The following is an 11,334-nucleotide window of genomic DNA, read 5'->3' on the forward strand; positions in this document are numbered from 1 at the left end:
TTATGAAAAAGTTGTTCCTGCTGATAGTGATTGTGGCGTTCGCCTCGTGCACGCCCAAGAAAGCGAAAGATCCCGAACCGGCGCCCACCGAGATTCCCGATACGATTCTAGCCGACACGAATCACACGGCAAAGAATTCGCTCAATTATTTGGGAATGTACAAAGGCAAATTTCCGCTTAAAGGTTATCCCGGTACGCAGGTTACGCTCGAATTGTCGGAGGAATTCAATTATACGTTGCAATTCATCGATACGGTCGGAAAAGGCCGAAAGTCCGAAACCATGGGAACCTTCAAATGGGATTCGGACGGGCACACGATCGAGCTTTCGAACAAAACCGTTTTCCCGAACGAATTCACGGTCAATGAAAATTCATTGGTTCCAAAAACCGACCGCGACGGAAAATCGCTGACGTTGGCGCAGACTGAAAAATATAAAATGGCAAAACTTTCGGACGCACAGGTTGTTAAATCCGACGAGTCGCCACAAGACAAGCTTCCTCCCAAACTCACGGGAATCCATTGGAAACTATCGGAAATAAACGGCAAAGTCGTCAAACAGTCGGGCGATCGCGACTATTTTATCCAACTGAATAAAGACGGAAGTTTCGGTGCTTTCGCGGGCTGCAACCGAATGGGTGGAAAATATGAATTCAAAGGCAGTAAAGTGCGAATGTTCAATATTATTTCGACGATGATGGCCTGCGCCGACATGAAAACCGAAGAGGATCTAAAGAAAAACTTGGAAACGGCTGACAATTTCGTCGCAAATGAAAAAGTGCTGCAATTTCGAAAAGGCGGTGTGAACTTGCTTAAATTTGAAGCAGTCGCCCAACCGAAACCGTGATGGATTTTACCGATATCTCGCATCAACGCCTCCAAAACCAACAGCTTTTCGAACCCGATTTCAAAGACATTGAGAAACTCGTGTCTCACTTCGGCGCGATCCAATCCCAGGATTATGCGATGGCAAAATGTGCGATAGGCGCACGAATTCCGGGCATTTTGGATGCCGATGTGGACGCCGCGATCGATTCGGGAAAAATCGTGCGGACACATGTGTTGCGTCCGACCTGGCATTTCGTCGCGGCTGAAGATATCCATTGGATGCTCGAACTTACGGCCAAGAATATCCGACGCCAATTCGCGTCGAACGACAAGAAACTCGGGCTCGACGAAACCGTCTACAAAAAGAGTTTCAAACTCATAGAGAAAGCGTTGCGAGACGAACACTTGACGCGGCCGGAACTCATGGAAATCCTCGAATTTTCAGGAATCAATACCTAAGAATATAGAAGCGGACACATCATGGCGGCCGCGGAACTTGAAGGTCTCGTCATCAGCGGAAAGCGAAAAGGCAAGGAACATTCGTATGCGTTGCTCGAGGAACGCGTCAAAAACCGTAAGAAATTCAATAGGGAAGAAGCACTGTCGGAACTCGCCAAAATATATTTCACGAGCCACGGTCCGGCGACAATCAAGGATTTTCAATGGTGGAGCGGCTTGAACCAGACCGATTGCAAGAAAGGAATCGCCGCGAATGAGAAGAAGTTGCAGCAAATCGACATCAATGGAAATTCATATTATTTTTCGTTAGAAGTCAAATCGAAACCTGAAAACTCGCTGCATTTGCTTCCAGCTTTCGATGAATTCCTGATCGCGTATAAAGACCGTTCGCCCTCGGTCGATCCACTGCACCAAAAACACACCTTCACGATGAACGGGATCTTCAAGCCGATCTTGGTCGTCGATGGTCAGGTTTGCGGGATATGGAAAAGGTCGGTAAAAAAGGAAACCGTTTTTATTGAAGTCGACATGATCATCAAAATTCCGAAAAGCCGACATAAAGAGGTCGAAAAGCAAGCGGAACGTTTCGGGGATTTTTTGGGATTGAAAACTGAAGTTAAGATAGGATGAAATACTTTTTGCTATTTGTTTCGGTGTTTTTCGTTTGGATTTCGAGCGCTCAAATTTCCGATTGTAACCTCAATGCCAATCGATTAAAGATCCTCGATTACATCTCAGAAAATCTCGTACAGCTGCGCAACAAGGCGAATCACGATATGGTCATGGTCAAGTTGAAGTTCTCGGAAAGCGGCGTAATTGAGAATGTTGCCTTATTTCAGGATTCACATACTGCCGACGACGAATCATTTGAAATTAAAAATCTTGAAAATTTAGCCGAATTCATCAGGCAGCGTTTTTTCTTTTGTCCGACAATTGATTTTGAAAATACATTCGGGATGTATTCGGAACTTTCGTTTCGTTTGCCGCTTACAAAATCAGGTCTTGAGGAGTTCAGGGAAGGGATCGATGAAACGATTGCGGAACTTCCGGTGGCGAAACAAATCGTTTTAGGAAGTGCGTATTCGGTAAAAGTGAACGTTTTTGAAGTCAACAAAGTAAAATCGCCCAAAACGACGATCAAAAGAAAACTCAATTTGTATAACTCGGGCATAATTGAATTTGCCCCGAATTATTTCATGTCGTTCAACGTGATCAATTCCTCGGACGCAAAGGATGCTCGCCTCGTTAATTATGTCGAGTATAAAATATATCGCGTCGTCGGCACGAAAGCGACGCTGCTTGAAAGCGACCGGCGAAAGGTTTACGATGGGCGCGTAAATTTGAGCCAAAGTATCGTGCAAAGTTCAGATGACGTCGAAACGGGGAGCTTTGTCATGGATGTTGACATTGTCTTCGAAACACCCGATCGTTAGACCGATTCAGGAATTCCAAATACTTTCTGCCGATGCAAAACGCCCCATTCACGCAACGCTGAAATAACTTCGCCCAATGAATTGCTGTGTTCCGTTCTTTCATAGATCACGGTTGGCGGAAACGTGTCGTGGACAGTTCTCGTAATCAGGAGGTTGATTTCCAAATCCTTTAGTTCTTTTGAAAGCATTTTGTCGGTGATGTTCGGCACTTCTTTCGAGATTTCCCGGAATCGTTTCGGTCCCGACGCGAGCGCGATCAGGATTGGCAATTTCCATTTGCCATTAAGCACTTCGAGGGCGTCGCGAACATGTAGTAGTGCCTGGTTGCATTGCGTATGTGAAAGCGCTTGGCTTGGGAGGGTTTTGAAGGCCATTTTTTATTTTTTGTTGTTTTTTGGTCTCAACCCTTTAAGAGTTTCAAACTCTTAAAGGGTTAAACTTACCACGAAAATATTTTTCCCCATTGCACATTTCACCCCAAAATTGTTAAACAAAGCCGCAACATAATAAGTAACTCGCTTCCCTCAACGAAAGCACTATACAAAAGGATATTACTATACAATAGATAGCAAATGTAAGTAGGTTTGTATCGTAAAACAAATTTTATCCTTATGAAAATCCTGAACATCCTGTCAAGCATAAACGGCGAAGCATCCAATTCCAAAAAAGTCGTAGATGCAATCAATGACAAAATCCTCCAAAAGTATCCCGACGCGAGCATTCTCGTGAAAGACCTCGCGAAAACACCGTTGCCGCATCTTGAAGCCGCGCATTTGGAGGCTTTCTATGCTTCTGACAATCTGCCGGACCACTACGAGTCGAACATTTTCCATTCCGATACCGCGATTGCTGAAATCAAAAATGCCGACGCCATCGTAATCGCCGTCCCATTCTACAACTTCACGATTCCCGGAACGCTGAAATCCTGGATCGACCAAATCACGAGGGCAGGCGTGACGTTCAGCTACGGCGAAACCGGGCCGATAGGCTTACTGCAAAACAAAAAAGTGTACTTGGCTTATGCTTCGGCCGGAATCTATTCGGTCGAACCCATGAAAAATATGGACTTCGCCGAACCGTATCTGAGAAGCATTTTAGGTTTTCTGGGCCTGACCGACATCACGAGCTTCCGCATGGAAGGCATCAAAGTTCCAGGTATTTCAGAAAACGCTTTCGAGAAAGTCAAATCTGAAATTGAGAAATTTGAATTTGTCTGAAACAAATGAGGGTCGAGGGATTTCTAACGCTAAACCCTAAACTCTAAACAAAAACAAAAATTTATCCCGATATTTGAAAGCCGATCCGTTCGGCTTTTTTTATCCACGAAAGAAACGAAAATGTTCAACACTCCGGGAAGAATCCTAGCCATCGATTACGGCAAAAAGCGCACGGGAATCGCGATCACCGACGACATGCAGATCATAGCATCGGGCCTGACGACGGTCGCGTCTGAAACGGCAATTGCGTTCCTAAAGGACTATTTCGCAAAAGAAAACGTCGTCAAGGTCGTCATCGGTGAACCTAAGCAAATGGATGCAACGCCGTCCGAAAGCACGGAAATCATCGAGAAATTCGTTTCCAAATTCAAATCGGAATTCCCAGAAATGCCCGTGATCCGCGTCGACGAACGTTTCACTTCGAAAATCGCATTCCAAACCATGATCGATTCGGGCCTCAAGAAAAAAGCGCGTCAGGACAAGGGATTGATCGACGAGATTTCGGCCACTATCATGCTGCGCGATTTCCTGTCGAGAAAGATGATTTGATGCTAAAACGTTATCGTAAATATTGTGTGAAATCGTTCTAAATAGCTTGACAATACCGCGATTTCAGGGTATCTTTGTGCGGCATAAATAATTCGCATGCACAACGACAACACAACGATCCAACCGGGCACCGACGTCGTGCTCATCGGCGCCGGAATCATGAGCGCCACGCTGGGCATCATGCTCAAGGAACTACAACCCGATATCCGCATACAGATTTTTGAAAGGCTCGACCACGCCGCCGCCGAAAGTTCCGATGCCTGGAACAACGCCGGAACCGGACACGCCGCCTTTTGCGAACTCAATTACACGCCTGAAACCAAAGACGGCAGCATCGATATCTCAAAAGCCATAAAAATCGCCGAATCTTTCGAGGTTTCGCGGCAGTTCTGGAGTTTTTTGATCGAGAAAGGATTGATCGAAAATCCTGAGAATTTCATCAGAAGCATTCCGCACATCAGTTTCGTTTGGGGGCCAGAAAACGTCGAATACCTGCGCAAGCGTTACGAAGCGCTGCACGTGAATCCGTTGTTCAACCAAATGGAATACAGCGAAGACCACGACGTCCAGAGAAAATGGATGCCGCTCGTCATGGAAGGCCGCGACGCCTGGGAACAAACGGCAGCGAACTTCATGAAAATCGGTACCGACGTAAATTTCGGCGAACTCACACGCGCCATGTTCAAACACCTGCAACAACTCGAAGGCGTTTCGATTTTCTTCAACCACGAAGTCCGGCGACTCAAACAAAAGAAAAACGGGCAATGGAGAATTACCGTCCGAAACAGATTCAATGGCGAAAAGTCAGTGACGAGAACGCCATTCGTATTCATTGGCGCCGGCGGAGGTTCGTTGCCGTTGCTCGAAAAAGCACACATTCCTGAAGGCGACGGTTTCGGCGGATTCCCGGTCAGCGGCCAATGGTTGCGCTGCACGAACGAGGAAGTCATCGAAAAACACTTCGCGAAAGTCTACGGGAAAGCGTCGGTCGGAGCGCCGCCAATGTCGGTTCCACATATCGATTCTCGCATGATCAACGGCAAAAAGGAATTGTTGTTCGGGCCTTACGCGGGATTCTCGACCAAATTCCTAAAGAACGGATCGTATCTCGATTTGCCGCTTTCGATCAAAGCCAACAACGTGATTCCGATGCTTTCGGCAGGTTTCCACAATTTGCCGCTCACGAAATATCTCATCGATCAGGTGCGACAATCGCCCGATGATCGCATGGAAGCGCTCCGAGAATACGTTCCCGACGCCAAAAACGAAGATTGGGTTTTGGAAACCGCGGGACAGCGCGTCCAGGTTATCAAAAAAGACAAGGAAGGTCGCGGCGTGCTCGAATTCGGAACCGAGGTCGTGACCAAAGCCGACGGTTCGCTTGCCGTTTTACTCGGCGCATCTCCGGGCGCATCGACTACGGCTTCGATCATGGTCGACTTGCTTAACCGTTGTTTTTTCGACAAATCGAACACGAAGGACTGGCAAGACAAGTTCCGCGCGATGATTCCGTCGTACGGGAAACAACTCAACGACAATCCTGAATTGCTCGCGCAGATCAGACGCGACACGGCCAAAAGCCTAAAACTCGAAAACTAAATGACGAAACTCATCGTTACCGACATGGACGGCACGTTGCTCGACGACGGCAGGAATTTGCCTGAAAACATCTGCGAAGTCATTGACGAACTTCACAAGAAAGACATTCTCTTTGCCGTGGCCAGCGGGCGTCAATACCAAACCTTGGCCGATATTTTCGAACCCGTGAAAGACAAGATGTTGTTTATGGCCGAAAATGGAACCATCGTCGTGCACAACTCGAAAATCATCTCGATCGACGCCTTGGACAAAAGTCTCGTTCGAAAATTCATCGAAATCGGGCGCGAACTCAACGACTGTTTCCTGATCTTGTGCGGAGTCGAAACTGCCTATGTCGAGAGCACCGACGAGCGTTTCCTCAACCAGGCCCGGCATTATTTCCACCATATCGAAGTCGTGGACGATCTAACTAAAGTCGAACCCGACACGTTGAAATTTACGGTTTGCGATTTCAACAATCCCGCGAAATACAGCTTCAATTCCTACGAACCGTTTCAGGACGTCGCGACCGTCGCGGTTTCGAGTGAAATCTGGCTCGACGTGATGCCAAAGACCGCGAACAAAGGAAAAGCACTCAAGGAAATGCAGAAAAAACTAGGCATCTCAAACGACGAAACCATCGTATTCGGCGATTACATGAACGATTTCGAGATGATGGAATATGCGAACAACAGTTACGCCATGGCGAACGCGCACCCTGAAATCCTTGCCGTGTCGAAATTCCGGACGAAGCTCGACAACAACAACAGCGGCGTTATCGATACGTTGAAATCGTTGCACTTGGTTTCCTAGCGTGGCTATCGTTCAATTTCCTGAACTGTGAAACCTGCGCTTAAAATAACCTCCTGATCACGGATTTCATTGCCGTAATTCGCGTTGACGATGTGTGTGAATCGCGATGATCGCTTGATTTCATAGAATTTCCCGATATTTTTTTCGAATCCGGGTGTGATCAATCCGCCGTCGGCCTGATATTTTTTACCCGAAATATAATAGTCGAAATAATTGCTTTCGTGTTTGCCCGACCGACTATGGGAAACGTATTTTCCGACGGTCACAATGCCGTTCTTCTCGGCGTCCTTCTCGATCAAATACCCGTAAAGCAGCAATCCGGCTATTCCCGAAATGAAAATCGCGATCATCGACTTGGCCATTTTTTCTTTGAGCGTCATTCGTCTGTGCTTGAAATTTTACAGCGGTTCATGCGTTTTCCGACAGCAATTTTTTCGTCGTCTTCAAGATATTTTCCGACAATCCCGTCAAGTTCACAAGTTGCTCGATGACGAGTTGCGCTTCCTCCATTTTGAGTCGGAATTCATCGGATTCACTTAAATGGCCTTCCTGCAATTCGCGCGTTCGGATGTTCTTGAGTTCGGTGAAACGCAATGCGAGTTCGTCCTTGCTCACCGAATTTTCGGCATCTCCGATATCCTGCAGGTTCAGTAACGTTATTGAACTCTCAAGGTTTTTGATGACGGTCTCCACGACGATATTGAATGCGTTCGAAGCTTTCGTCGTGCGATGCGACTGAATGTAAGTTCCTAGCGACGCCGACGCCGACAACAACGTGTGGTTCAAGACCGCGAGCTTATAAATCTGCGGCAACTGCTTCTGCTTCGACTTCGGTTCCTGCGACATGCGTTGGAAAGACGCCATCAGGTTCCCGGTTTCGATGAACGCGTTTTTGCGCGCCAATCGGTACGAGGTCGTGACTTCTCCTTTATTATTGTAGAACGCCGAGATTTCGTTGAGGTAATTTCGGTTCGCTTCGATTGATTTCTTCAAGTGAGACGGCACGTTGAGAAATTCCCACGATGGCCACAAAAAATAATTCGCGATGAACGCCAAAGCCGCTCCGATCACGGTATCGAGCACGCGCAGTTCGATCACTTGGTTCACGTTGGGTGAAATCATGCCGTAAATAAAAACGACATACATCGTCACGAACGTCACGCCGACTTTGTAATTGACCGACGTAAAGGTGAAGCCGAGCAGCATGCTGATGATCGCCAACACTGAAATCGCGACCGAATTCTGAACGAAGTACAAGATCCCGAACGCGATCACGCCGCCCAAAACGGTTCCGAAAATCCGTTGGAACGAACGCTCTTTGGTCAATCCGTAACCCGGCCGCATGATCACGACGATCGTAAGCAGGATCCAATACACGTTTTCGAGCTTGAAGATCGCAGCGACCAGAAATCCGATGAGCAACGTCACGGTCATGCGTAGCGAATGTCTGAAAATCGTCGAGGAAAAACCCAGATTCTCGCGTAATGTACTCCAAGGATAATACGCCGGAGCGAGGAATTTCTCGAGGTCGCGGTCGCGGCTTTTGAGGATTTTCATTTCGATTTTCCCGTCCGAGAACGCGCGTTCGATGACTTTGATCTTTTCGATCTGTTTTTCGGCGTAGTGCAACATCGTCGTGAGCATGAAAACACCTTCAGAAGCTTCGACACCGAGTTTTGTTTCGTAGTCGCGGATCGCCTGTTCGAATTTCGAAAGGTCGTCGAGCAGGTTGTGTTTCGACTCGTACTTTCTATTCTGCTGAATGCTTTTGGTGATTTTCTTGAGCACCGACGCCAAATTGTAGGCGAGATTCTGGTAGGTTTTCAAAACGCTTTCGTGTCCTTCGAATTTCGCGTGGAGTTTGTTGTGGTCGAACGATGTCGAAAGCGCGAGTTCCATGATTTCGACGAGCGAGATGAACACGAGCAACATGCGTCGGTTCTGGTTCGAATGTCCCGAACTGAAACGCGTGCGGATCACGACTTCGCGAATATTTTCCTGAACCGTGTTGAGTTCGACTTGCAGGTGCAGCTGCTTTTCGATGATTTTGGAACGATAGGCTTCCTTTTCCCATAGATCGCCTCGTAGTTTAAGGTATTTCGAGGTCAGGCGCATGCATTCTGCGAGCTGCAGTTCTGTATATCGGTGCGGACGAACGAAATGGAACGACAGGGAAACTACGAGATAAAACAGTCCGCCGAGCAACATCCAACCCGATTGGGCGAGCATTTCCCAGCCCGTATGGATGTGTCCGAAAGCAAGCGAAACGGCGAGCAATCCTGAAAACGAGACCATGTTCGCGCGATGTCCGTAAACTGAAATCATCGACAGGAAAAACACGAGGAACGCCGTAATCGGATATAGAATAAATGGATACGGATGCAGGATGCTGATGAGCAACGTACTTCCCGCGACGATCAACGCCGCGACGAGAACACCGTTTATCTTGTGCCGAAGATTACTCGGAATGTCGGCGGGATAGGTGAGGAAAGCACCGAGCGCGATCGCGAATCCCGTTTCGAAACGCCCGAGCTGCGAACAAATTACCACGGGAAACACTGAAGCGACCGTCACTTTGAGTGCATTTTCGAAGTTGGTCGTGTCAGTGAATTTCCGGATGTTGTCGATCATAGCGTAAAGGTAGCGATTGGGATTTTTTCGTGAAAGCGGAATTTTAACAATTATGAAGAGTTTTGGATTTTGTCTCGCAACGAGGTTTCATCAAGGTCGAATCCGCGTTAGGGATAATAGCGGCATCCTTTTGCCGACCGGGAATTTTCTTTCGCCGTAGACATTGCGGGCAAAAGATATAGCGGATAGCCCGGCGCCGCCCCAGATGTTATCCAAATATTGGATTTGATGCGGCGCAACGCCCAAAAAAGTAAAAAAAGCGCAACCTTTTTGGTCTTCGCGCCTTACTTATAGAGGGTTAATTAAAAATTTCCCAAATCTATTCGCAATGAATCGCCATCTATGAATTTTGCGTATTTTTGCCAACGTTTCCGCTCAAAACTCGCGGTACGCCAATAAAATGATTTTACCAATCGTAGGTTATGGAGATCCGGTGTTGCGCAAGAAAGGCGCCGACATTTCGCCGTCTTATCCTGATTTAAAACAGGTGATCGCCGACATGTATGACACGATGTACAACGCGTACGGCGTAGGTTTGGCCGCGCCTCAGGTTGGTCTGCCGATCCGATTGTTCGTGATCGACACCACACCTTTCGGGGAAGATGAGGATTTGCCGCAAGAGGAACAGGACTCGCTCAAGAATTTCAAGCGCACGTTCATCAACGCCAAAATGCTTAACGAAGAAGGCGAAGAATGGGGTTTCAACGAGGGTTGTTTGAGTATTCCCGAAGTTCGCGAGGACGTATATCGCCATGAGACGATCACAATCGAATACCAGGACGAGGATTTCAATACGAAAACTGAAGTCTTTGACGGATTGGTGGCGCGCGTGATCCAACACGAGTACGATCACATCGAAGGAATTTTGTTCACCGATAAGATCTCGACGCTAAAAAAGCAACTCGTGAAAGGCAAATTGCAGAAGATTATGGAAGGAAAAGTCCGGCCGGATTATCGGATGAAATTTGCGGCGCCTAAAAAAGGTAGGTAATTGACAATTGATAATTGACAATTGACAGTTGACAATTGACAATTAATTCAGTAGAAAATAAGAATAAAAATAAAAAATAGTCTTTCGACTTTCGACTAAAAAAACATTCGACTAAAATGAACATAGACAAAATCCTAGCGATTTCCGGAAAACCGGGCCTTTACGAATTGAAATTGCAAACACGCACTGGCTTTGTGGCCGAATCGTTGCTTGATGGGAAAAAAATCACCGTCGGGCTTCGCAGCAATGTGAGCCTACTTTCAGAAATCTCTATGTATACTGACAGCGGCGAGAAACCGCTTGCTGAAGTGATGCGCGCGATCGCGGTGAAGGAAAATGAAGGTGAAGCTCCGTCGGCTAAGGAAGACAATGCGACGTTGACTTCGTATTTCGCATCGGTTGTGCCCGATTACGATCAGGATCGCGTATATGTTTCAGACATCAAAAAGGTGTTGAACTGGTACAACATCCTGCAGGCGAAAGGAATGGTTTCGAAAGAAGAGCCGAAGAAAGAAGAGGCAGTTGCAGAAGCCGCGGAAGATAAGCCGAAAGCCGCGAAAGCGCCAAAAGCGAAAGCCGAAGAAAAAACGGAAGCTGCAGACGAAAAACCAAAAGCAAAAGCTGCGGCCAAGCCAAAAGCGAAAAAGAAGGGCGAATAGTTCACATCTTTTAATAACTCACAATCCCGATTTCCTATTTGGCAGTCGGGATTTTTTATTTTTAGAGTGCCTGAGTGCCTGAGTGCCTGAGTGCCTGAGTGCCTGAGTGCCTGAGTGCCTGAGTGCCTGAGTGCCTGAGTGCCTGAGTGCCTGAGTGCCTGAGTGCCTGAGTGCCTGA

The 11,334-nt window shown here is 47.3% G+C and carries 11 protein-coding genes and 1 pseudogene; 9 read left to right on the forward strand and 3 right to left on the reverse strand.

Features of this window, described 5'->3' with window-relative positions; genetic code table 11:
- Positions 1–2 precede the first annotated feature (2 nt).
- From EOO50_RS12515 to EOO50_RS12525, 3 genes and pseudogenes are all read left to right on the forward strand, one after another.
- Positions 3–845 (forward strand): META domain-containing protein, encoded by an 843-nt coding sequence (locus EOO50_RS12515; RefSeq protein WP_290840609.1) that lies wholly within the window; start codon positions 3–5, stop codon positions 843–845.
- Positions 845–1,915 (forward strand): annotated as a pseudogene (locus tag EOO50_RS12520) (winged helix DNA-binding domain-containing protein). Before EOO50_RS12515 ends, EOO50_RS12520 begins: the two are co-directional and overlap by 1 nt.
- Positions 1,912–2,718: a hypothetical protein gene (locus EOO50_RS12525; RefSeq protein ID WP_290840610.1), complete on the forward strand. Its 807-nt coding sequence runs from the start codon at positions 1,912–1,914 to the stop codon at positions 2,716–2,718. Before EOO50_RS12520 ends, EOO50_RS12525 begins: the two are co-directional and overlap by 4 nt.
- Here the strand turns inward: EOO50_RS12525 and EOO50_RS12530 are convergent.
- Positions 2,715–3,092 (reverse strand): helix-turn-helix domain-containing protein, encoded by a 378-nt coding sequence (locus tag EOO50_RS12530; protein WP_290840611.1) that lies wholly within the window; start codon positions 3,090–3,092, stop codon positions 2,715–2,717. The two genes, EOO50_RS12525 and EOO50_RS12530, sit on opposite strands and share 4 nt — an antisense overlap.
- A 237-nt stretch (positions 3,093–3,329) precedes the next feature.
- Between EOO50_RS12530 and EOO50_RS12535 the strand changes: the two genes are divergently transcribed.
- From EOO50_RS12535 to EOO50_RS12550, 4 genes are all read left to right on the forward strand, one after another.
- Positions 3,330–3,935, forward strand: coding sequence for an NAD(P)H-dependent oxidoreductase (locus EOO50_RS12535; protein ID WP_290840612.1), 606 nt, complete (start codon positions 3,330–3,332; stop codon positions 3,933–3,935).
- Between the two features lie 120 nt (positions 3,936–4,055).
- Positions 4,056–4,484 carry a Holliday junction resolvase RuvX gene (gene ruvX / locus EOO50_RS12540; RefSeq protein WP_290840613.1) on the forward strand — a complete coding sequence of 143 codons (429 nt, stop codon included), beginning with the start codon at positions 4,056–4,058 and terminating at the stop codon, positions 4,482–4,484.
- A gap of 96 nt (positions 4,485–4,580) precedes the next feature.
- Positions 4,581–6,083, forward strand: coding sequence for a malate:quinone oxidoreductase (locus EOO50_RS12545; protein ID WP_290840614.1), 1,503 nt, complete (start codon positions 4,581–4,583; stop codon positions 6,081–6,083).
- Positions 6,084–6,875: an HAD family hydrolase gene (locus EOO50_RS12550; RefSeq protein ID WP_290840615.1), complete on the forward strand. Its 792-nt coding sequence runs from the start codon at positions 6,084–6,086 to the stop codon at positions 6,873–6,875.
- A 5-nt stretch (positions 6,876–6,880) separates the two neighbouring features.
- Here the strand turns inward: EOO50_RS12550 and EOO50_RS12555 are convergent, their stop codons facing one another.
- Together EOO50_RS12555 and EOO50_RS12560 are read right to left on the reverse strand one after the other, a co-directional pair.
- The gene (locus tag EOO50_RS12555) at positions 6,881–7,255 is read right to left on the reverse strand and encodes a hypothetical protein (RefSeq protein WP_290840616.1); all 375 of its coding nucleotides are present in this window, start codon (positions 7,253–7,255) and stop codon (positions 6,881–6,883) included.
- 28 nt (positions 7,256–7,283) lie between these two features.
- Positions 7,284–9,506 (reverse strand): FUSC family membrane protein, encoded by a 2,223-nt coding sequence (locus tag EOO50_RS12560; protein ID WP_290840617.1) that lies wholly within the window; start codon positions 9,504–9,506, stop codon positions 7,284–7,286.
- 400 nt (positions 9,507–9,906) lie between these two features.
- Between EOO50_RS12560 and def the strand changes: the two genes are divergently transcribed.
- Positions 9,907–10,497: a peptide deformylase gene (gene def, locus EOO50_RS12565; protein WP_290840618.1), complete on the forward strand. Its 591-nt coding sequence runs from the start codon at positions 9,907–9,909 to the stop codon at positions 10,495–10,497.
- 116 nt (positions 10,498–10,613) lie between these two features.
- Positions 10,614–11,156 carry a DUF5606 domain-containing protein gene (locus tag EOO50_RS12570; protein WP_290840619.1) on the forward strand — a complete coding sequence of 181 codons (543 nt, stop codon included), beginning with the start codon at positions 10,614–10,616 and terminating at the stop codon, positions 11,154–11,156.
- Positions 11,157–11,334 lie beyond the last annotated feature (178 nt).

Source organism: Flavobacterium sp. (genome assembly GCF_004211145.1).
GTDB lineage: Bacteria > Bacteroidota > Bacteroidia > Flavobacteriales > Flavobacteriaceae > Flavobacterium.